We start from the raw sequence: 22,714 nt of genomic DNA, 5'->3' as shown, positions 1-22,714 counted from the left end.
CGGTAGTCTTGTTATCATCAGCCTTTAACCTTTATTTTTTACCGATAAAATTTTATGGTACAGGATACACGACCTTTTACTGAACAGGATCATGCCATTCTGCAATCCTACCTTGCCGTTGTTGACGGTGTGGCGGCATTGATTGGTAATCATTGTGAAATCGTTTTGCACTCTTTAGAAGATTTACAGCGTTCGGCGATTTATATTGCCAACGGGCATAATACCAACCGTAAAGTTGGTTCGCCGATCACCGATTTGGCATTAAGCTCATTGCACCATATGCAAACCGATAATGTGTCTAAACCCTATTTCACCAAGTCGAAAGGCAATGTGTTGATGAAGTCGGTGACTATTGCGATCCGCAATCATGAGAAACGGATTATCGGCTTATTGTGTATCAATATGAATTTGGACGCCCCGTTATCGCAAGTTGTGCAATCGTTCGTTCCGACCGGCACACAGCCTGAATTATCCGCGGCGGTCAATTTTGCCAATTCGGTCGAAGACTTGGTATCGCAGACTGTTGAACATACCATCGAAGAGATTAACGCCGACAGTAATGTCGCCAACAACAGTAAAAATAAACAGATTGTGATTTCATTATACGAAAAAGGCATTTTTGATATTAAAGATGCGATTCACCAAGTTGCCGAGCGGTTGGATATTTCACGCCATACGGTCTATTTGTATATCCGTCAAATCAAACAGGATGATACCGAATTGTAATGCGCTACGTTTTGCAAGTCACACAACCGCTGTATGGCGGACAAGGTTCGGCACTGGCGTTGCAACTGGCACAAGCACTGCTGGCAAATGGTCACCAACTGACGCAGATCTTTTTTTACCGTGACGGAGTGTATCACGGCAATGCTTTTACTTATCCCGCCAATGACGAGCCCAATTTATTGGCGCAATGGCAAGCGTTCGCACAACAGCATCAAGTGCGGTTGAACTTGTGCGTCGCCGCCGCACAACGCCGCGGCGTGGTTTCGCCGCAAAGTGCGGTTGACGGGGCGCAGAATAATTTGGCCGACGGTTTTGAACTTGCCGGTTTGGGGGAATTCAGCCGTGCGGTATTGGAGGCAGACAGATTGATCACCGTATGAAACTGGCTTTTGTGTTTACCCAATCTCCGTTCGGATCATCGGCTACCCGTGAAGGGTTGGATGCGCTATTGGCGGCAACGGCATTTGTTGACGAAGACCAAATCGGCGTTTTTTTTGTCGAAGAGGGCGTGTTGAATCTGCGCATGCAGTCCCAACCGCACTTACTATGGCAAAAAGACACTCTGGCGGCATTTAAACTGTTGGATCTGTATGAAATTGAACAACGCTATTCGGCGCAAGACGCATGGCAAAGATATGCTTTGGCGCACGAAAACAGCTTAATCAAGACTCGGCTTTTGCCATTCGACGAGTTAATGCAAAAGCTGGCAACGGCAGAAAAAGTGCTGACTTTCTAGGACGACTTCTTCAGAGGCGATGATGCTTTATACTTTTGCACACCCAAGCTATGATGCCATGGCATTCCGCCAATATTCACAGGCGGCAGGCTGTGATGATGCCTTGCTGTTTTGGCAGGACGGGGTGTGGGCATTAATCAAATATGCAGCCGAACTACAGGATTGCGACGGTAGGATTTATGTTCTGCAACAGGATTTGCAGGCGCGTAACCTCAACCTCGATCATCTTGCACCGCACTTGGCAGTCACTGCTTTGAGCCTGTCGGAGTGGGTCAGCCTGACCGAACGCTGCTTTCCGCAATTGGCACGTTAAATCAGTACGTTAAGTGTATGTAAGTGCGGTTAGCGACGGCAGAATGAAACCTGAGCAGAAAATGATCAGTCGATTGTGCGCTAATTCTTGACATTCTCCCTTTCAAGGTCTAAAATTCCGCGTCCATTCTATTATTGAATGGAATTATCTTTTACATTCTTTTATGAATAATATTAATAAACTGGAGCTTTTTTAATGGCAACTATCAACCAGCTAGTACGCAAACCGCGTGTTAAAAAGGTTGTAAAAAGCAACGTTCCTGCTTTGGAAGCATGTCCGCAGAAACGTGGCGTGTGTACTCGTGTATACACTACTACACCTAAAAAACCGAATTCCGCATTACGTAAAGTATGCCGTATTCGTTTAACCAATGGTTACGAAGTAACCTCATACATCGGCGGCGAAGGTCACAACCTTCAAGAGCACAGTGTTGTACTTATCCGTGGTGGTCGTGTTAAAGACTTACCGGGTGTGCGTTACCACACCGTACGCGGCGCATTAGACTGTGCAGGCGTTAAAGATCGTAAACAAGCGCGTTCAAAATACGGCGTTAAGAGACCTAAAGCTTAATGGATCTCCGTTAAGTAAGGCCAAACGTTCATATTTTAGCTAAACATATAATATAAACCATAACTCCAGTCATAGAGTTTTGGGTAACCTGAAGAAAATAAACGGAGAAATGCCATGCCACGTCGTCGTGTAATTGGTCAACGCAAGATCCTTCCAGATCCAAAGTTCGGATCAGAATTACTTGCAAAATTCATTAATGTATTAATGGTAGACGGTAAAAAGTCTATCGCTGAAAAAATCGTTTACAATGCGTTGGATACCTTAGCCGAGCGCACCGGTAAGGATCATTTGGAAGCATTTGAAATCGCACTGGAAAACGTGCGTCCGACCGTCGAAGTTAAATCTCGTCGCGTTGGTGGTTCTACTTACCAAGTGCCGGTTGAAGTTCGTCCGGTTCGCCGTAATGCCTTGGGCATGCGTTGGATCGTTGATGCTGCGCGTAAGCGTGGTGACAAATCAATGGCGCTACGTTTAGCCAACGAATTGTCTGACGCGGCTGATAACAAAGGTGCAGCAGTCAAGAAACGTGAAGACGTTCACCGTATGGCTGAAGCCAACAAAGCGTTTGCTCACTACCGTTGGTAATTTGACGTTATTGATCATCCGTACGACAGGCTTGGGGTTCTCAAGCCTGTTGCAAACAAAATTCTTTTTCAACGCCTAACGAGAGGAAATAATCGTGGCTAGAACAACTCCAATTGAGCGTTATCGTAATATCGGTATCAGTGCTCATATCGATGCGGGTAAAACAACTACCAGTGAGCGTATTCTGTTCTATACCGGTGTCAGTCATAAAATCGGTGAGGTGCATGATGGTGCCGCCACTATGGACTGGATGGAACAAGAGCAAGAGCGTGGTATTACCATTACTTCCGCTGCAACAACAGCATTCTGGAGCGGAATGTCAAACCAATTCCCTCAACACCGTATCAACATCATCGACACCCCGGGACACGTTGACTTTACGATCGAAGTAGAACGTTCAATGCGTGTACTTGACGGGGCGGTAATGGTGTACTGTGCTGTAGGTGGTGTGCAGCCTCAGTCTGAAACCGTATGGCGTCAAGCGAACAAATATCAGGTTCCGCGTATTGCATTCGTCAATAAAATGGACCGTACCGGTGCAAACTTCTTGCGTGTGGTTGAACAAATCAAAACACGCTTAGGCGGTAATGCCGTTCCTTTACAACTGCCAATCGGTGCCGAAGAAAACTTCAAAGGCGTGATTGACTTGATCAAAATGAAAGCGATCAACTGGAATGAAGCCGATCAAGGGATGACTTTCGACTATGAAGAAATTCCGGCGGAGTTGCAAGATTTGGCTGAAGAGTGGCAACAAAACCTGATCGAATCAGCAGCGGAAGCTTCCGAAGAGCTGATGGAAAAATATTTGGGCGGTGAAGAGCTGACCGAAGAAGAGATCAAGAGCGGTCTGCGCCAACGTGCGTTGAACAGTGAAATCATCTTGGTTACTTGTGGTTCTGCCTTCAAAAACAAAGGTGTACAAGCGATGTTGGACGCGGTAATCGAATTTTTACCGGCGCCGACTGATGTTCCGGCGATCAAAGGTATCAATCTTGATGAAACCGAAGGTGAGCGTCACCCGTCTGATGACGAGCCGTTCTCTGCGTTGGCATTTAAAATTGCAACCGACCCGTTTGTGGGGAACTTGACTTTCTTCCGTGTGTATTCCGGTGTAATCAATTCCGGCGATACCGTGATGAACTCCGTGAAACAAAAGCGCGAGCGTTTCGGTCGTATCGTACAAATGCACGCTAACAAACGTGAAGAGATCAAAGAAGTTCGCGCGGGTGATATCGCAGCGGCAATCGGTCTGAAAGATGTCGGTACCGGTGACACCCTGTGCGATCAAAATGCGCCAATCGTATTGGAGCGTATGGAGTTCCCTGAGCCGGTCATTTCCGTAGCCGTTGAGCCGAAAACCAAAGCCGACCAAGAAAAAATGGGTATTGCTTTAGGTCGTTTAGCACAAGAAGATCCATCGTTCCGTGTACATACTGATGAAGAGTCAGGCGAAACCATCATCTCCGGTATGGGTGAGTTACACTTAGATATCTTGGTTGACCGTATGCGTCGTGAATTTAAAGTTGAAGCGAACATCGGTAAACCACAAGTATCTTACCGTGAAACAATCCGTGATACCGTGAAAGATGTCGAAGGTAAACACGCTAAACAATCCGGTGGTCGTGGTCAATACGGTCATGTGGTTATCGACTTGTACCCATTAGAGCCGGAAGGTCCTGGTTACGAGTTCGTGAACGAAATCAAAGGTGGTGTAATCCCTGGCGAATATATCCCTGCGGTTGATAAAGGTATTCAAGAACAATTGAAATCCGGTCCGTTGGCAGGTTATCCTGTAGTGGATCTGGGTGTGCGTTTACACTTCGGTTCTTACCATGATGTCGACTCCTCCGAGTTGGCGTTTAAATTGGCTGCCTCTTTGGCGTTCAAATCCGGTTATATGAGAGCGAAACCGGTATTGCTTGAGCCAATCATGAAAGTCGAAGTGGAAACACCGCCGGATTATGTGGGTGATGTCATCGGTGACTTGAGCCGTCGTCGTGCCCTAGTGAACGGTCAAGAAAGTAATGAATTTGTTGTTAAAATCAATGCTGAAGTTCCACTTTCAGAGATGTTTGGTTATGCAACGGACCTTCGTTCGCAAACCCAAGGTCGCGCTTCTTACTCAATGGAACCATTGAAGTATGCGGAAGCACCGACCAGCGTGGCAAATGCTGTAATTGAAGCGCGCAAAGCGAAGTAATTTTGTTAAACAAATCTACAAGCCGCAAGGCTTGTAGAATTCACATAAGGAAACTTAATCGTGTCTAAAGAAAAATTTGAACGTACAAAACCGCACGTTAACGTGGGAACAATCGGCCACGTTGACCATGGTAAAACAACTTTAACCGCTGCTATCACCACCGTATTGGCAAAAACNTACGGCGGAGCTGCGCGTGCATTCGATCAAATCGATAACGCGCCGGAAGAAAAAGCACGCGGTATCACCATCAACACCTCACACGTTGAATACGACACCCCAACCCGTCACTACGCACACGTTGACTGCCCGGGACACGCCGACTATGTTAAAAACATGATTACCGGTGCGGCGCAAATGGACGGTGCTATCTTGGTTGTTGCGGCAACCGACGGCCCGATGCCACAAACCCGTGAGCACATCCTGTTAGGTCGCCAAGTAGGTGTACCTTACATCATCGTATTCTTAAACAAATGCGACATGGTTGATGACGAAGAGTTGCTGGAACTGGTTGAAATGGAAGTGCGTGAACTTCTGTCTCAATACGACTTCCCGGGCGATGACACCCCAATCGTACGCGGTTCTGCGCTGAAAGCGTTGGAAGGCGACGCGGAGTGGGAAGCGAAAATCATCGAATTGGCGGAGCACTTGGATACTTATATCCCTGAGCCGGAGCGTGCGATTGACCAACCGTTCCTGTTACCAATCGAAGATGTATTCTCCATCTCAGGCCGTGGTACCGTTGTTACCGGTCGTGTTGAGCGCGGTATCGTGCGTACCGGTGACGAAGTTGAAATCGTCGGTATCAAAGAAACCACCAAAACCACCGTTACCGGTGTTGAAATGTTCCGTAAACTGTTAGACGAAGGTCGTGCAGGTGAGAACATCGGTGCGTTGTTGCGTGGTACTAAACGTGAAGAAATCGAACGTGGTCAAGTATTGGCGAAACCGGCTTCAATCACGCCGCACACAGACTTCGAATCAGAAGTGTATGTATTGTCGAAAGATGAAGGCGGTCGTCATACTCCGTTCTTCAAAGGCTACCGTCCACAATTCTATTTCCGTACCACAGACGTAACCGGCACTATCGAGTTACCGGAAGGCGTGGAAATGGTAATGCCTGGCGACAACATCAAAATGGTTGTTAGCCTGATTCACCCAATCGCGATGGACCAAGGCTTACGCTTTGCGATTCGTGAAGGTGGCCGTACCGTTGGTGCAGGCGTTGTGGCTAAAATTATCAAATAATCGTAGCACACCAGCCGACACAAGAAGCACGCTGTAAAGCGTGCTTTTTTATCGCTGATAATTTATCAACCGCACTTTTGCCTTTATTGAAAAACAAAAGTGCGGTTGATAGATAAAGTTCGTCAGAACAAGTCGTAGAAAAATGATTGTGCTTTATAATTTTAATATGAAATAAAGAAATAAAATGATACAATCGCACGTTCAAAAATATACAGTTATTCACTGATTCGGATATAAACAAAGTATGAGTTCAGAAAATACTAAAAAACAAACACTTATAGAAAATCCCGAAGGTAAAGGCAAATCGGCAAACAGCTTGCTTTGGGTCTTGGTTGTTGCATTAATCGTGCTGGCCGCAGTCGGTAGTGCCTATTTTGGTGAAAACTTTAATTTAGCCGTGCGTGTTGTCGCGATTGTGGTGCTGATGGCATTGGCGCTGGGATTAGCTGCTTTGACTAATGAAGGCAAAAAAGCCATCGGATTCCTGAAAGAATCGCGTGGTGAACTGAGAAAAATCGTATGGCCGAAACGTTCCGAAGCAACACAGACAACATTGATTGTATTTGGCGTAACCGTGGTCACCTCATTAGTGCTTTGGGGATTCGATTCTTTAATTATTGCCGTTATATCGTTTATCACCAACTTGAGATTTTAATTTATGAGTGAGAATACAGCACCTAAAAAACGTTGGTATGTGTTACAGGCTTTTTCCGGTTTTGAAAGCCGTGTCGCTAAAACACTGATCGAGTATATCAAGCAACACAACATGGAAGATCAGTTCGGTGATGTGCTGGTACCAACGGAAGAAGTCGTAGAAAATATTGCTGGCAAGCGCCGTAAAAGCGAACGTAAATTCTTCCCGGGCTATGTACTGGTGCAAATGGAAATGAATGATGATACCTGGCATTTGGTGCGTAGTGTGCCGCGTGTAATGGGATTCATCGGCGGTACGCCTGACAAACCGGCGCCGATTTCAAACCGTGAAGCCGATACTATTTTGAATCGTCTGCAACAAGACGGTGACAAGCCAAGACCGAAAACCCTGTTCCAACCGGGCGAAGAAGTGCGTGTTACCGAGGGACCGTTTATGGATTTCAACGGCACAGTGGAAGAAGTCGATTACGACAAGAGCCGCTTGAAAGTATCGGTTTCTATCTTTGGGCGTGCGACGCCGGTCGAATTGGAATTCCGCCAAGTGGAAAAAGCGGTCTGATCCGTTTATCTGGCCACGGCTAAAAATTTCTCAAGTATTTTACGGTAAAATGCTTGAAAATTAGGCGGTGTTTGATTAGAATACCGCCCTTTACAAAACAGGGGAGCCGCAAGGCGATAATACCCGTCAAGAGGAAATTAAAATGGCAAAGAAAGTACAAGCCTACGTTAAGCTGCAAGTTGCAGCCGGTATGGCAAACCCAAGTCCACCGGTTGGTCCAGCGTTGGGTCAACAAGGTGTGAATATCATGGAATTCTGTAAAGCGTTCAACGCGCGTACAGACAGCCTGGAAAAAGGCCTGCCGATTCCAGTAGTTATCACTGTTTATGCAGACCGCTCTTTCACCTTTATCACTAAAACTCCACCGGCAGCAGTATTGCTGAAAAAAGCCGCTGGCGTTAAATCCGGTTCAGGTAAACCAAATAAAGAAAAAGTGGGCAAGGTAACTCGTCAACAACTTCAAGAAATCGCTGAAGTAAAAGCGGCGGATATGACCGGTGCGACTATCGAAACCAAAATGAAATCTATTGAAGGTACCGCTCGTTCAATGGGCTTGGTAGTGGAGGACTAATCAGATGGCTAAACTAACCAAACGCATGAAAGCGATCCAAGAAAAAGTAGATTCAACCAAATCTTATGAAATCAACGAAGCAGTAGCATTGTTAAAAGAATTAGCTACCGCTAAATTCGTTGAAAGTGTCGATGTTGCCGTAAATCTGGGCATCGAAGCGCGTAAATCCGATCAAAACGTGCGTGGCGCAACCGTATTGCCACACGGTACCGGTCGTGATGTGCGTGTTGCCGTCTTTACCCAAGGCGCTAACGCTGAAGCGGCAAAAGCAGCCGGTGCGGATTTGGTCGGTATGGACGATTTGGCTGAACTGGTCAAAAAAGGCGAAATGAACTTCGACGTCGTGATTGCTTCTCCGGACGCAATGCGTGTTGTCGGTCAATTAGGTCAAATCCTGGGCCCGCGCGGCTTAATGCCAAACCCGAAAGTGGGTACTGTAACTCCTAACGTGGCGGAAGCGGTTAAAAACGCGAAATCCGGTCAGGTTCGTTACCGTAACGACAAAAATGGTATTATCCATACCACTATCGGTAAAGTGAGCTTTGAAACTGCTCAAATCAAAGAAAACTTGGAAGCGTTATTGGCTGCATTAGTCAAAGCCAAACCAGCATCTTCCAAAGGCGTGTTTATCAAGAAAGTTAGTCTGTCCACCACTATGGGCGCAGGCGTAACTATCGATCAAACCAGCCTGAACTAATAAACCTTTACAGGGGAATGAATTGTGTTTATAATTCGTTCCCTTATTTTCTGATTGTTGTTTAATCGGAAACTTCTGGTTGGTGCTTGACCTTATTCAAGCCCCATCCAAGACCGCAGGGGAGTTTACCTTGGTAAGTTCTTAATTATCCTGCGTAGATGGTGAACAGAATGATAGATTATTTCTGCTTCTGCGCACCGAAAGAGCGCTTGGTATCCATGATATCGGGTAATTTAAATCCGGGAAACCGGAGTGTATTCAGGAGCTAAAAGCCAATGGCATTAAATCTTCAAGACAAACAAGCAATTGTTGCTGAAGTAAACGAAGCAGCCAAAGGTGCCCTATCGGCAGTGATCGCGGATTCCCGTGGTGTAACTGTGGATAAAATGACTGAATTGCGTAAAACCGCGCGTGAAGCCGGTGTTAATATGCGTGTTGTGCGTAATACTTTATTGCGCCGTGCGGTAGAAGGCACTGACTACGAGTGTTTAAAAGACGTGATGACAGGTCCGACACTTATCGCTTTTTCTAACGAACATCCGGGTGCAGCAGCACGCTTGTTCAAAGATTTTGCAAAAGCAAACGATAAGTTTGAAATTAAAGGTGCCGCTTTCGAAGGTAAAATCCAAGATGTTGAATTCTTAGCAACATTGCCGACTTACGACGAAGCAATTGCACGTTTGATGGGTACTATGAAAGAAGCTGCAGCAGGCAAACTTGCTCGCACTCTTGCGGCATTACGCGACAAATTACAACAAGAAGCCGCTTAATTATTAAAGCGTTTCTTACCTCGTTTAATTTATTTACTTTAGGAATTGATTGTCATGTCATTAACTAACGAACAAATCATTGAAGCGATTGCTTCTAAAACTGTAACTGAAATCGTAGAATTAATTTCTGCAATGGAAGAAAAATTCGGTGTTTCTGCAGCAGCAGCGGCAGTAGCCGTAGCAGCAGGTCCAGCAGAAGCAGCTGAAGAGAAAACTGAATTCGATGTAGTCTTGACTGCAGCGGGTGCTAACAAAGTTGCCGTTATCAAAGCAGTACGCGGTGCGACCGGTTTAGGCTTGAAAGAAGCTAAAGATTTGGTAGAATCTGCACCGGCAGCGCTGAAAGAAGGTATCTCTAAAGCTGAAGCTGAAGAACTGAAAAAAGCATTAGAAGAAGCAGGCGCTTCTGTTGAACTTAAATAATTAATTTTATTTGGTTTACAGCCTGTTTTAGGCGGATGGCTAGCGGTTTCGACCGCTAGCCATTTTGTGCCTTTAAAAAATAGAAGTGAATATGCCGTTTTTTCATCTCTATAACTGCTTGATAAAATAGGAATTAACCATAATTTTATTAAGCCTGCACAAAAGTTTTGCTAGTAAAATAGTAAAAAAGTGCGGTACCAACAAACGGTATCGATAGCATTGCCACCTTGTTAACTTGATCGCAAGTGTGCGCGAATTTTGGGTCACCGATCAGCCAGCAGAGGAACCCTATGGTTTACTCCTATACCGAAAAAAAACGTATTCGTAAAAACTTTGGCAAACGCCAACAAGTTTTAAATGTACCTTATTTATTAACAATCCAAATCGACTCTTTCGATAAATTTATTCAGCAAGATCCGGAAGGTCAGCAAGGCCTGGAAGCTGCATTTCGCTCCGTGTTTCCGATTGTCAGCAATAACGGTAGCACGGAATTGCAATATGTGAGCTATAAACTGGGTGAGCCTGTCTTTGATGTGCGTGAATGTCAAATTCGCGGAACCACTTATTCTGCGCCGTTAAGAGTGAAACTGCGTTTGGTCAGCTACGATCGTGATGCTGCGCCGGGAACCGTGAAAGACATCAAAGAAAACGATGTTTATATGGGCGAAATCCCATTGATGACCGATAACGGAACTTTTGTAATTAACGGTACCGAGCGTGTTATCGTATCGCAATTGCACCGTAGTCCGGGTGTGTTCTTCGACAGCGATAAAGGTAAAACCCACTCTTCAGGTAAAGTGCTGTATAACGCACGGATTATTCCTTACCGCGGTTCATGGTTGGATTTTGAATTCGATCCGAAAGATAACTTGTTTGCCCGTATCGACCGTCGTCGTAAATTACCAGCGACCATCATTTTGCGCGCCCTGAATTACACCACCGAAGAAATTTTGGCACTGTTCTTTGAGAAAGTGAATTTTAGTATCAATGACAATAAATTGATGATGGAATTGGTGCCTGAACGTCTGCGCGGTGAAACCGCCAGCTTTGATATCGAAGCCAACGGCACGGTGTATATTGAACGCGGCCGTCGGATTACCGCACGGCATATCCGTCAGTTGGAAAAGGATAATATCTCTCAAGTTGTCGTGCCGACTGAATATATTGTCGGCAAAATTGTAGCGAAAGATTATGTTGATCTTGAGAGCGGTGAAATTATCTGTAGCGCTAACAGTGAAATCAATCTGGAAATGTTGGCGAAACTGAGTCAGGCTGGTTATAAAGATATCGAAGTGCTGTTTACCAATGATTTGGATCACGGTCCTTACATTTCTGAAACCTTACGCGTTGATCCGTCCAATGACCGTTTAAGCGCCTTGGTTGAAATTTACCGCATGATGCGTCCGGGCGAGCCACCGACAAAAGAAGCGGCGGAATCCCTGTTCGACAATCTGTTCTTCTCTAGCGATCGTTATGATCTGTCTGCGGTCGGCCGCATGAAGTTTAACCGCTCTTTGAATATTCCTGAAGGGGAAGGCAGCGGTATCCTGAGCAATGACGACATTGTGATGGTGATGAAAAAGCTGATCGAGATCCGTAATGGTCGTGGCGAAGTCGATGATATCGACCACCTGGGCAACCGTCGTATCCGCTCTGTCGGTGAGATGGCGGAAAACCAATTCCGTATCGGTTTGGTGCGGGTGGAAAGAGCGGTTAGAGAACGTCTTTCTTTAGGTGATTTGGACGGGGTAACGCCGCAAGATCTGATCAATGCCAAGCCGATTTCGGCGGCAGTGAAAGAGTTCTTCGGTTCTTCCCAATTGTCACAATTTATGGATCAAAACAACCCGTTGTCGGAAGTGACCCACAAACGCCGTATTTCTGCGTTAGGTCCGGGCGGTTTGACCCGTGAGCGTGCCGGCTTTGAGGTGCGTGACGTTCACGCCACTCACTATGGTCGTGTCTGTCCGATTGAAACCCCTGAGGGGCCGAACATCGGTTTGATCAACTCGCTTTCCGTATATGCGCGCACTAACGATTACGGTTTCTTGGAAACCCCATACCGTAAAGTGGTCAATGGGCAAGTGACCGAAGAGATCGAATATTTGTCGGCGATTGAAGAAGGCAAATATGTGATTGCGCAGGCGAACTCCAACTTAGATGAAAATTCACGCTTTACCGATACTTTTGTGACCTGTCGCGGTGAACATGGCGAGTCCGGTCTGTATAAAGCCGATGAAATTCATTATATGGACATCTCCACACAACAAGTGGTTTCTGTTGCGGCGGCGTTGATTCCGTTCTTGGAACACGACGATGCCAACCGTGCCTTGATGGGTGCGAACATGCAACGTCAAGCCGTGCCGACTTTGCGTGCCGATAAACCGTTAGTCGGAACCGGTATCGAGAAAGCGGTGGCGGTGGACTCCGGGGTAACGGTGGTTGCCAAACGCGGCGGTTATGTGCAATACATTGATGCGTCACGAATTGTGATTAAAGTCAACGAAGACGAAACCGTACCGGGTGAAGCGGGTATTGATATTTATAACCTGACTAAATACACCCGTTCCAACCAAAACACCTGTATCAACCAAGTGCCTTGCATTTCGTTGGGCGAACCGATCGAGCGCGGCGAAGTGCTGGCGGACGGTCCGTCAACCGACTTGGGTGAGCTGGCGTTGGGACAAAATATGCGCGTGGCGTTTATGCCATGGAACGGTTATAACTTCGAAGACTCGATGTTGGTTTCTGAACGTGTGGTGCAGGAAGATCGTTTCACCACGATTCATATTCAGGAATTGACTGCGGTGGCGCGTGACACCAAGTTAGGTGCGGAAGAAATTACCGCCGATATCCCTAACGTCGGTGAAGCGGCACTGAGCAAACTGGACGAGTCCGGTATCGTATATATCGGTGCTGAAGTGAAAGGCGGCGATATTCTGGTCGGTAAAGTGACACCGAAAGGTGAAACGCAATTAACGCCGGAAGAAAAATTGCTGCGTGCGATCTTCGGCGAAAAAGCCTCCGACGTGAAAGATTCCTCCTTGCGTGTACCGAACAGTGTTTCCGGTACGGTAATCGACGTGCAAGTGTTTACCCGTGACGGCGTTGAAAAAGACAAACGTGCATTAGAAATCGAAGAAATGCAGTTGAAACAAGCCAAAAAAGATTTGGTTGAAGAACTGGAAATCTTAGAAGCCGGCTTGTTTACCCGTGTACGCAATCTGTTGTTAAACAACGGTATTGAAGAGAAACAGCTTGATAAATTAAGCCGTAGCCAATGGTTGGAGCAATCGTTAGCCGATGAAAACCAGCAAAACCAATTGGAACAACTGGCGGAACAACACGAAGAGCTGCGTAAAGAGTTTGAACGCAAACTGGAGATTAAACGTAACAAGATCATTCAAGGTGACGATTTGGCACCGGGTGTATTGAAAATTGTTAAAGTATATCTTGCTGTTAAGCGTCAAATTCAGCCGGGTGATAAAATGGCGGGTCGCCATGGTAACAAAGGGGTTATCTCGAAAATCAATCCGGTGGAAGATATGCCGTATGACGAAAACGGTCAGCCGGTCGATATCGTGTTGAACCCGTTGGGCGTACCGTCGCGTATGAACATCGGACAGATTTTGGAAACCCACTTGGGCTTGGCTGCCAAAGGTGTCGGTGACAAGATCAACGCCATGATTAAACAACAGCAGTCGGTTGCCAAATTGCGTGGCTATATCCAGCGTGCCTATGACTTGGGCGGCGATAGCCAAAAAGTGGATTTGTCCACCTTTACCGATGATGAAGTGATGCGTTTGGCGCAAAACCTGCGCAAAGGTATGCCGTTGGCAACACCGGTATTTGACGGTGCGCACGAAAGCGAAATCAAAGGCTTGTTGGAGTTGGCGGATCTGCCGACCTCCGGTCAGATCACGCTGTTCGACGGTCGTACCGGTGAAAAATTCGAGCGTCCGGTAACGGTCGGTTATATGTACATGTTGAAACTGAACCACTTGGTTGACGACAAAATGCACGCCCGTTCCACCGGTTCTTACAGCTTGGTTACCCAGCAACCGTTGGGTGGTAAAGCGCAGTTCGGGGGACAACGTTTCGGGGAGATGGAAGTTTGGGCACTGGAAGCATACGGTGCGGCTTACACCCTGCAAGAGATGTTGACCGTGAAATCCGATGACGTGAACGGACGTACCAAAATGTATAAAAACATCGTGGACGGCGCTCACCAAATGGAACCGGGAATGCCGGAATCCTTCAACGTATTGTTGAAAGAGATCCGCTCTTTGGGTATCAATATTGATCTGGACGAAGATCAATAGGATTGCCACGGGAAAGCCCGAAAAGATAGAAAGTATGCTCAAGTGCGGTTGACCGCACTTGAATTAAGTTTAACTCCGACAGGAGCAAATCTGTGAAAGACTTAGTTAAGTTTTTGAAAGCGCAAACGAAATCTTCTGAAGATTTTGATGTGATTAAAATTGGTCTGGCTTCGCCTGACATGATCCGCTCATGGTCATTCGGTGAAGTGAAAAAACCGGAAACCATTAACTACCGCACTTTTAAACCGGAACGTGACGGTTTATTCTGCGCGCGTATTTTCGGACCGGTAAAAGACTATGAATGTTTATGCGGAAAATATAAACGCCTGAAACATCGTGGTGTCATTTGTGAAAAGTGCGGTGTTGAAGTCACCCAAACCAAAGTACGCCGTGAGCGCATGGGCCATATCGAATTGGCTTCGCCGGTAGCGCACATCTGGTTCTTAAAATCCCTGCCGTCCCGTATCGGTTTATTGTTGGATATGCCGCTGCGTGATATTGAGCGCGTGCTGTATTTCGAAAGCTATATCGTTACCGAACCGGGCATGACCGATTTGGAACGCGGTCAATTATTGACCGAAGAACAGTTTATGGATGCGGAAGACCGTTGGGCAGATGAATTCGAAGCCAAAATGGGTGCGGAAGCGATCCAACATTTATTGCAACAAATGGATTTGGCACATGAGTGCGAAACCTTGCGTGAAGAGTTGCAAGAAACCAGCTCGGAAACTAAACGCAAAAAAATCACCAAACGTTTGAAACTGTTGGAAGCCTTTATCCAATCCGGTAACAATCCAGAGTGGATGGTGCTGACCGTATTGCCGGTACTGCCGCCGGATCTGCGTCCGTTAGTACCGTTGGACGGCGGTCGTTTTGCGACTTCTGATCTGAATGATCTGTACCGTCGCGTAATCAACCGTAACAACCGTTTGAAACGCTTATTGGATCTGGTTGCACCGGATATTATCGTGCGCAACGAAAAACGGATGCTGCAAGAATCGGTCGATGCGTTGTTGGACAACGGTCGCCGTGGTCGTGCGATCACCGGTTCGAACAAACGTGCGTTGAAATCCCTTGCCGATATGATCAAAGGGAAACAAGGGCGTTTCCGTCAAAACCTGTTGGGTAAACGTGTGGATTACTCCGGCCGTTCGGTTATTACCGTTGGTCCATACCTGCACTTGCACCAATGCGGCTTGCCGAAGAAAATGGCGTTGGAACTGTTCCGTCCGTTTATCTATGCCAAATTAGAAAGCCAAGGTTATGCTTCTACGATTAAAGCGGCGAAGAAAATGGTCGAGCGTGAAGATGCGATTGTTTGGGATATTTTAGCTGACGTAATCCGCGAACACCCGATCTTGTTGAACCGTGCGCCGACCTTGCACCGTTTGGGTATCCAAGCGTTCGAACCGTTGTTGATCGAAGGTAAAGCGATCCAGTTGCACCCGTTGGTGTGTGCGGCATTTAACGCCGACTTCGACGGAGACCAAATGGCGGTTCATGTGCCATTGACGCTGGAAGCGCAACTGGAAGCCCGTGCGTTGATGATGTCCACCAACAATATCTTATCACCGGCGAACGGTGAGCCGATTATTGTGCCGTCGCAAGACGTGGTTTTGGGTCTGTACTACATGACCCGTGAAAAAATCAATGCCAAAGGCGAAGGTATGTATCTGCAAAACCCGTTGGAAGCGGAAAAAGCTTATCGCACCGGCGAAGCGGAACTGCACGCACGGGTCAAAGTGCGGATCACCGAATATGTCAAATCCTCCAGTAATGAATTTGAAGCGGTGACTACCTTGACCGAAACGACAATCGGCCGTGCGATTTTATGGATGATTGCACCGAAAGGCATGCCGTTCGAATTGTTTAACCAAACGTTGGGCAAAAAAGCGATCTCTCGTCTAATCAACGCCTGCTACCGCCGTTTGGGCATGAAAGCCAGCGTTATTTTTGCCGACCAAATCATGTACACCGGTTTCGCTTATGCGGCACGTTCCGGTGCTTCGGTCGGTATCGACGATATGGTGATTCCGGATCAGAAAAACGAGATTATTTCCGCCGCGGAAAGCGAAGTTGAAGAGATTCAGGAACAGTTCCAATCCGGTTTGGTAACCGCCGGTGAACGTTACAATAAGGTAATCGATATCTGGGCGGCGGCGAACGAACGTGTTGCCAAAGCGATGATGGAAAATCTGTCCACCGAAGAAGTGGTCAACCGTGACGGCGATCTGGAAAAACAAGCTTCGTTCAACAGTATCTTTATGATGGCGGATTCCGGTGCGCGGGGTTCTGCGGCACAGATTCGTCAGCTGGCGGGTATGCGTGGTTTGATGGCACGTCCGGACGGTTCGATTATCGAAACGCCGATCACTGCGAACTTCCGTGAAGGTTTGAACGTACTGCAATACTTTATCTCCACTCACGGGGCGCGTAAAGGTTTGGCGGATACCGCACTTAAAACGGCGAACTCCGGTTATCTGACCCGTCGTTTGGTTGACGTGGCGCAAGATCTGGTGATCGTGGAAGATGATTGCGGCACCGAAGAAGGCATTGTAATGACCCCGTTAATCGAAGGCGGCGATGTCAAAGAAGCCTTGCGTGATCGCGTCTTGGGGCGTGTGGTGGCGGAAGACGTATTAATTCCGGGGACGGACGAAGTCTTAATTGCACGCAACACCTTGATCGATGAAAAATTGTGCGACGTGATCGATGCCAATTCCGTTGACAGTATCAAAGTGCGGTCTGTGGTAACTTGCGAAACCGATTTTGGTGTGTGTGCCAAATGTTACGGCCGTGATTTGGCGCGTGGCCATATCATCAACAACGGGGAAGCCGTCGGGGTTATCGCGGCGCAGTCTATCGGTGAGCCGGGTACACAGTTAACGATGCGTACCTTCCACATCGGGGGGGCGGCATCGAGAGCGGCGTCCGAATCCAGCATTCAGATTAAAAACAACGGTAGCATTCGTTTGGCGAACGCCAAATTTGTTACCAACAAGAGCGGCAAGTTGGTGATCACCTCGCGTAATACCGAATTAACGGTGATTGATGCGTTCGGTCGTACCAAAGAGAACTATAAAGTGCCTTACGGTGCCAGCCTGAGTAAAAACGACGGCAGCGAAGTGAATGCCGGCGAAATCATCGCCAACTGGGATCCGCATACCATGCCGGTTATCTCTGAGGTGGAAGGTTTCGTACAATTCGTGGATATTATCGATGGTATAACCGTAAGTCGCCAAACCGACGAATTGACCGGTCTTTCTTCCGTTGTAGTGCAAGATGTGGGTGAACGTGCCACTGCCGGTAAAGATCTGCGTCCGGCGTTGCGTATCGTCGATGCCAAAGGCAATCCGGTATTAATCGCAGGTACGGACGTGCCGGCGCAATATTTCTTACCGGGTAAAGCGATTGTGACCTTGGACGACAACGCCGAAATCAATATCGGGGAACCGTTGGCGCGTATTCCGCAGGAGTCCGCCGGAACCAAAGATATTACCGGTGGTTTGCCGCGCGTTGCCGACTTGTTCGAAGCGCGCAAACCGAAAGAGCCGGCGATTATGGCGGAAATTTCCGGTATCGTGTCTTTCGGTAAAGAAACCAAAGGCAAACGCCGTTTGTTGATTACACCGAGCGAAGGCGAAGTGTATGAAGAGATGATTCCGAAATGGCGTCAACTGAACGTGTTCGAAGGCGAGCTGGTTTCCCGCGGCGATATTATCTCCGAAGGGGCGGAAACGCCGCATGATATTCTGCGTCTGCGCGGTATCCGTGCTGTGACCGAGTATATCGTCAACGAAGTGCAGGAAGTTTACCGCTTGCAAGGGGTGAAAATTAACGATAAGCACATTGAAGTCATCGTACGTCAAATGTTGCGTAAAGCGATTATTACCCAAGCCCATGACTCCGAATTCCTCGAAGGGGAGCAAGTGGAAGTGGCGCGCGTGAAAATCGTCAACCGCCAGCGCGAAGCCGAAGGCAAACCGTTGGTGGAATTCGAACGCGAATTGCTGGGTATCACCAAAGCCTCTTTGGCAACCGAGTCCTTCATCTCTGCGGCGTCGTTCCAAGAAACCACGCGCGTATTGACCGAAGCGGCGGTTGCCGGCAAACGTGATGAACTGCGTGGCTTGAAAGAGAACGTGATTGTGGGTCGTTTGATTCCGGCGGGTACCGGTTATGTTTATCACCAAAACCGCCACAACGGTAAACACGGCAAAGGTGTTAAAGCGGAAAACGTGCCGTTGGAAGAGATCGACAGCAAGTTTGACAGCGACGAAGCCACCGCGAATTTGGCTGAATTGTTGAATATGTCGGCTGAGTTCGAATAATCGTACCGTGCTGAACAAAGGCCCGAAGTGCACCGCACTTTGGGCTTTTTTATAGGTTTTTTAATGCCTTTCGTATTATAATAACGCACGAATTTGTGCAGGGTGGAGTGGAAATGCAGCGCTTACAAGCGAAGGATTTTGGGTATTGGCTGTTGACTAAAGGCAGTCATCTTTATCTACAACAGGAAAAACTGCCTTACGGCACGGCGGAGGAGCTGGCGCTGACCGCGAAAAGCGGTATGGTGATCGGCGAATACCAAGACGCGCCGCTTTGGCTGGTCGAGGAGTTTGACGATCCGCGCGAGTATTTTTCCCTGCGTGATCAACTGGTGCTGCCGGAGCGGATTTTTAACCTGCTGAACCGTGGTGTCGCCTTGAATTATTTTTGGAAAACCCACCGTTTTTGCGGCGTGTGCGGCGGCGAAACCGTTGCGATGACGCCGCAAGAGTGGGCGGTGGAGTGTACCGACTGCCACCACCGCACTTATCCGATGATTGCCCCGTCGATCATTGTCGCCGTGCGTAATGGCGATAGCATTTTATTGGCCAATCACGCCCGTCACTCACAAGAAAAAATCTATACCACCCTAGCCGGTTTTGTCGAGGTCGGCGAAACGCTGGAGCAGACCGTTGAGCGCGAAGTTTTTGAAGAAAGCAGTTTAAAAATCAAGAATATCCGTTATATCGGCAGCCAACCGTGGTCGTTTCCAAACTCCTTAATGTTGGGATTTTTAGCCGATTATGACAGCGGCGAAATCCGCATTCAAAAAGAAGAATTAAATGATGCCGGCTGGTTCAGGTACGATTCGCCGTTACCGACCTTACCGCCACAAGGCACAATTGCCAGAAAATTAATCGAACTAACACAAGCGATTTGCGCTGAGGAAGCTATTTCATCATGATCGAATTAAAAAATGATCGTTATTTACGGGCGTTATTGCGCCAACCTGTCGACATGACGCCAATCTGGATGATGCGCCAAGCGGGACGTTATTTGCCGGAATATAAGGCGACCCGAGCCGAAGCCGGCGATTTTATGTCATTGTGCCGCAATCAGGAGCTGGCGTGCGAAGTGACCTTACAACCGTTAAGACGTTATGCGTTGGACGCGGCGATTCTGTTCTCCGATATTTTGACGATTCCCGATGCGATGGGCTTGGGCTTAAGCTTCGGCGCCGGCGAAGGGCCGAAATTTGCCAAACCGATTGAAAACCAACGGGATGTCGCCAATTTACCGATTCCCGATCCGGAGCAAGAGCTGCAATATGTGATGAATGCGGTACGCACCATTCATACCGCACTTGACGGCAGTGTGCCGCTGATCGGCTTTTCCGGCAGCCCTTGGACACTGGCAACCTATATGGTGGAAGGCGGCAGCAGTAAAGCCTTCACCAAAATCAAAAAGATGCTGTATGCCGAACCGCACTTGCTGCACCAACTGTTAGACAAACTGGCGGACAGCGTGATTTTGTATCTTAATGCGCAGATTGAAGCCGGTGCGCAGGCGGTGATGATTTTCGATACTTGGGGCGGCGTGTTGGCGCACCGGGATTATCGAGATTTCTCGTTGCAATATATGCACAAAATCGTTAGCGGTTTAATTCGCGAATATCGCGGCAGAACCGTGCCGGTGACGTTATTCACCAAAGGCGGCGGTTTGTGGCTGGAAGCGATCGCCGCCACCGGTTGTGATGCGGTCGGTTTGGATTGGACAGTCAATCTGGCGGACGCACGGCAGCGAATCGGGCATAAAGTCGCATTGCAGGGCAATATGGATCCGAGCGTGCTATATGCCGATAAAGTGCGGATCGAACAGGAAGTGCAGCAGATTTTGAGCGACTTCGGGCAAGGCAGCGGCCACGTTTTCAATCTGGGACACGGCATTCATCAAGACGTACCGCAGCAAAGCCCGGCTTATTTGGTCGATGCGGTGCACCGTTTTTCCCAGCCTTATCATCAAACAGGAAAATAAACCATGCGAAACCCGATTCATAAGCGTTTGGAACATTTCGAAAGCTGGCAGCATTTAACCTTTATGCTGTGCCTGTGCGAAAGAATGTATCCTAATTTTCAGCTTTTCTGCCAAATGCAAGACAAAGCGCAGGACAGCAAAGTTTATCACAACATTCTCAATTTAATTTGGGAATATCTGACCGTTAAAGGAGCGAAAATTAATTTTGAATCGCAGCTGGAAAAGCTGGAAGCGATTATTCCCGATGTTAACGAATACGACGCTTACGGCGTATTTCCGGCGGCGGACGCCTGCGAAGGTTTATCGCACACCCTGCACGCCGTTATTTCAGGTTCCAGTTTGGAGCAGGCGATTTTGGTCAGCAAGCTCTCGTTGCAAACCGTGGCGGCGTTACTGGAGACCGAGCAAGACCGCACTTTGAATGAGCAGGAGCTGAAGCAAGCGGACGACATTCAACAGGAGTTGGACGTGCAGTGGTTGATTTACCGCACCCTGAACGAAGCGGAAGAAAGGGACGTGGAACTGCTGCTAAGCCTGAAAAATGAGTTGCGGGAAGAGGCGATTAGCAATATCGGTATAAAAATTGACCAATGAGAGTGATTTTTCGTAAGATTTAATGATTTATGGCTTTCAATCTCAAGCAACTTAGATTAATCTTACCATACTGTTTTTAGACAGCTATTGCACCAAGAATATCCAGATATTCAATCCATACAAAAGCTTAACTTAAACATCAATAACAAGGGGTACTATCTTATGAATAAAGCAGAATTAATTGATGCAATTGCATCTGCTGCAGAGTTAAACAAAAAACAAGCTAAAGCAGCTTTAGAAGCGACTTTAACTGCGATTACTGACAGCTTGAAGGCAGGCGATCCGGTTCAATTAATCGGTTTCGGTACATTTAAAGTGAACCAACGCCAAGCCCGTACCGGTCGTAACCCACAAACCGGACAGGAAATCCAAATTGCAGCGGCTAAAGTGCCTGCGTTTGTTTCCGGTAAAGCATTGAAAGATGCGATCAAATAACCACGGATAGTCCCGAATTGAAGAACCTCTGTCGTTTACAGAGGTTTTTTTATATCTGAATTTTAACTCTCCCCCTTTTCATTACTTATTGCTCCAATTGATAGTTTGATGAGCAAATAAGGTTGCATTCGCGTATTTATCTCTATATAATTCCGAACCGAAACTTAAAACAACCGTTTGGAAAGATATTTTGTCAAAACGAAATAGTACGCAGCGCCGTCATTTGATTATGCAACTGCTACAACAGCAGGGGGAAGTGTCGGTCGAGCGGCTGGTGCAACATTTTAATACTTCGGAAGTGACGATTCGTAAGGATCTGACCGCACTTGAAAGCAGCGGTTTGTTGCTGCGCCGTTATGGCGGGGCGATCCTGATGCCCAGCGAGATTCTGAGTGATGAATCCGATGAGCCGTTTTCACAAAGTAAGCTGGCGATAGCCCAAGCCGCCGCTGACCGTATTCGTGACCATAACCGGATTATCATTGATTCCGGCAGCACCACAGCTGCGCTGATTAAGCAGCTTAATCCGAAACAGGGTTTGGTGGTGATGACCAATTCGTTGGCGGTGGCAACCCAATTGACCGAACTGGAAAACGAACCGACCCTGCTGATGACCGGCGGAACTTGGGATATCCGTTCCGAATCGTTTCAGGGGCAAGTGGCCGAGCAGGTGCTGCGTTCTTATGATTTCGACCAACTGTTTATCGGCGCCGACGGCATTGATTTAACGCGTGGCACGACCACTTTTAACGAATTGGTCGGTTTGAGTCGAGTGATGGCGGAAACCGCGCGTGAAGTGGTAGTGATGGTCGAGTCGCAAAAGATCGGGCGCAAAATGCCGAATTTAGAATTGAGTTGGGCTCAAATTGATGTGCTGGTAACCGATAAAGGTATCGCTAGCGAGATGATTGCGCAGATTGAACGGCATAATGTTGAAGTGATTCTGGCAAACTAATTGCAGCGAACTGAGCGCAGGAAACTGATTTTTATTATTTTTATTTGTTAAATAGA

Annotated in this window: 21 protein-coding genes; all 21 read left to right on the top strand. The window is 47.5% G+C overall.

The genetic code is table 11. From position 1 onward, the window contains the following. The first annotated feature begins 54 nt into the window (after positions 1 to 54). The 21 genes from B8880_RS07110 to B8880_RS07010 all read left to right on the top strand — a co-directional run bounded on the left by B8880_RS07110 (position 55) and on the right by B8880_RS07010 (position 22,658). The gene (locus tag B8880_RS07110) at positions 55 to 726 is read left to right on the top strand and encodes a helix-turn-helix transcriptional regulator (RefSeq protein WP_084256920.1); all 672 of its coding nucleotides are present in this window, start codon (positions 55 to 57) and stop codon (positions 724 to 726) included. Then, the gene (tusD, locus tag B8880_RS07105; RefSeq protein WP_084256919.1) at positions 726 to 1,106 is read left to right on the top strand and encodes a sulfurtransferase complex subunit TusD; all 381 of its coding nucleotides are present in this window, start codon (positions 726 to 728) and stop codon (positions 1,104 to 1,106) included. The genes B8880_RS07110 and tusD overlap by 1 nt, the downstream gene beginning before the upstream one ends. Next, positions 1,103 to 1,462 carry a sulfurtransferase complex subunit TusC gene (gene tusC / locus B8880_RS07100; RefSeq protein WP_084256918.1) on the top strand — a complete coding sequence of 120 codons (360 nt, stop codon included), beginning with the start codon at positions 1,103 to 1,105 and terminating at the stop codon, positions 1,460 to 1,462. Before tusD ends, tusC begins: the two co-directional genes overlap by 4 nt. A 22-nt stretch (positions 1,463 to 1,484) precedes the next feature. Then, a complete protein-coding gene (tusB, locus tag B8880_RS07095) occupies positions 1,485 to 1,775 on the top strand; it encodes a sulfurtransferase complex subunit TusB (protein WP_159460733.1) in 291 nt (96 codons plus the stop codon). Between the two features lie 195 nt (positions 1,776 to 1,970). After that, positions 1,971 to 2,345 (top strand): 30S ribosomal protein S12, encoded by a 375-nt coding sequence (gene rpsL, locus B8880_RS07090; RefSeq protein WP_034616415.1) that lies wholly within the window; start codon positions 1,971 to 1,973, stop codon positions 2,343 to 2,345. Positions 2,346 to 2,459: 114 nt separating this feature from the next. Continuing rightward, the gene (gene rpsG / locus B8880_RS07085) at positions 2,460 to 2,930 is read left to right on the top strand and encodes a 30S ribosomal protein S7 (protein ID WP_034616418.1); all 471 of its coding nucleotides are present in this window, start codon (positions 2,460 to 2,462) and stop codon (positions 2,928 to 2,930) included. Between the two features lie 94 nt (positions 2,931 to 3,024). Then, on the top strand, positions 3,025 to 5,130 hold the full coding sequence (gene fusA, locus B8880_RS07080) for an elongation factor G (RefSeq protein WP_084256916.1): 2,106 nt from the start codon (positions 3,025 to 3,027) through the stop codon (positions 5,128 to 5,130). A 60-nt stretch (positions 5,131 to 5,190) separates the two neighbouring features. Then, positions 5,191 to 6,375 (top strand): elongation factor Tu, encoded by a 1,185-nt coding sequence (tuf, locus tag B8880_RS07075; RefSeq protein WP_084255730.1) that lies wholly within the window; start codon positions 5,191 to 5,193, stop codon positions 6,373 to 6,375. 244 nt (positions 6,376 to 6,619) lie between these two features. After that, positions 6,620 to 7,030, top strand: a complete 411-nt coding sequence (gene secE / locus B8880_RS07070) for a preprotein translocase subunit SecE (RefSeq protein WP_084256915.1) — start codon at positions 6,620 to 6,622, stop codon at positions 7,028 to 7,030. A gap of 3 nt (positions 7,031 to 7,033) precedes the next feature. Continuing rightward, on the top strand, positions 7,034 to 7,588 hold the full coding sequence (gene nusG / locus B8880_RS07065; RefSeq protein WP_084256914.1) for a transcription termination/antitermination protein NusG: 555 nt from the start codon (positions 7,034 to 7,036) through the stop codon (positions 7,586 to 7,588). 142 nt (positions 7,589 to 7,730) lie between these two features. Continuing rightward, positions 7,731 to 8,159 (top strand): 50S ribosomal protein L11, encoded by a 429-nt coding sequence (gene rplK / locus B8880_RS07060; protein WP_084256913.1) that lies wholly within the window; start codon positions 7,731 to 7,733, stop codon positions 8,157 to 8,159. A 4-nt stretch (positions 8,160 to 8,163) separates the two neighbouring features. Next, positions 8,164 to 8,856, top strand: coding sequence for a 50S ribosomal protein L1 (gene rplA, locus B8880_RS07055; RefSeq protein WP_084256912.1), 693 nt, complete (start codon positions 8,164 to 8,166; stop codon positions 8,854 to 8,856). 275 nt (positions 8,857 to 9,131) lie between these two features. Continuing rightward, positions 9,132 to 9,626: a 50S ribosomal protein L10 gene (gene rplJ, locus B8880_RS07050; RefSeq protein ID WP_084256911.1), complete on the top strand. Its 495-nt coding sequence runs from the start codon at positions 9,132 to 9,134 to the stop codon at positions 9,624 to 9,626. Between the two features lie 54 nt (positions 9,627 to 9,680). After that, on the top strand, positions 9,681 to 10,049 hold the full coding sequence (gene rplL / locus B8880_RS07045) for a 50S ribosomal protein L7/L12 (RefSeq protein ID WP_084256910.1): 369 nt from the start codon (positions 9,681 to 9,683) through the stop codon (positions 10,047 to 10,049). A gap of 290 nt (positions 10,050 to 10,339) precedes the next feature. Further along, positions 10,340 to 14,371 carry a DNA-directed RNA polymerase subunit beta gene (rpoB, locus tag B8880_RS07040; RefSeq protein WP_084256909.1) on the top strand — a complete coding sequence of 1,344 codons (4,032 nt, stop codon included), beginning with the start codon at positions 10,340 to 10,342 and terminating at the stop codon, positions 14,369 to 14,371. Positions 14,372 to 14,463: 92 nt separating this feature from the next. Then, positions 14,464 to 18,702: a DNA-directed RNA polymerase subunit beta' gene (gene rpoC / locus B8880_RS07035; RefSeq protein WP_084256908.1), complete on the top strand. Its 4,239-nt coding sequence runs from the start codon at positions 14,464 to 14,466 to the stop codon at positions 18,700 to 18,702. 113 nt (positions 18,703 to 18,815) lie between these two features. After that, positions 18,816 to 19,604, top strand: a complete 789-nt coding sequence (gene nudC, locus B8880_RS07030; RefSeq protein WP_084256907.1) for an NAD(+) diphosphatase — start codon at positions 18,816 to 18,818, stop codon at positions 19,602 to 19,604. Further along, a complete protein-coding gene (hemE, locus tag B8880_RS07025) occupies positions 19,601 to 20,674 on the top strand; it encodes a uroporphyrinogen decarboxylase (protein ID WP_084256906.1) in 1,074 nt (357 codons plus the stop codon). Before nudC ends, hemE begins: the two co-directional genes overlap by 4 nt. Before the next feature lie 3 nt (positions 20,675 to 20,677). Continuing rightward, positions 20,678 to 21,268, top strand: coding sequence for a YjaG family protein (locus tag B8880_RS07020; protein WP_084256905.1), 591 nt, complete (start codon positions 20,678 to 20,680; stop codon positions 21,266 to 21,268). Between the two features lie 162 nt (positions 21,269 to 21,430). Then, positions 21,431 to 21,703 (top strand): HU family DNA-binding protein, encoded by a 273-nt coding sequence (locus tag B8880_RS07015; protein ID WP_084256904.1) that lies wholly within the window; start codon positions 21,431 to 21,433, stop codon positions 21,701 to 21,703. A 190-nt stretch (positions 21,704 to 21,893) separates the two neighbouring features. Then, entirely contained in the window at positions 21,894 to 22,658 is a 765-nt protein-coding gene (locus B8880_RS07010; RefSeq protein ID WP_260337739.1) for a DeoR/GlpR family DNA-binding transcription regulator, read from the top strand. The last annotated feature ends 56 nt before the right edge of the window (positions 22,659 to 22,714 follow it).

Source organism: Pasteurella testudinis DSM 23072 (assembly GCF_900176075.1).
Classification (GTDB): domain Bacteria; phylum Pseudomonadota; class Gammaproteobacteria; order Enterobacterales; family Pasteurellaceae; genus Chelonobacter; species Chelonobacter testudinis.
Note: the sequence above shows the minus strand (reverse complement) of the source record. Positions and strands in the feature narration are given on the sequence as shown.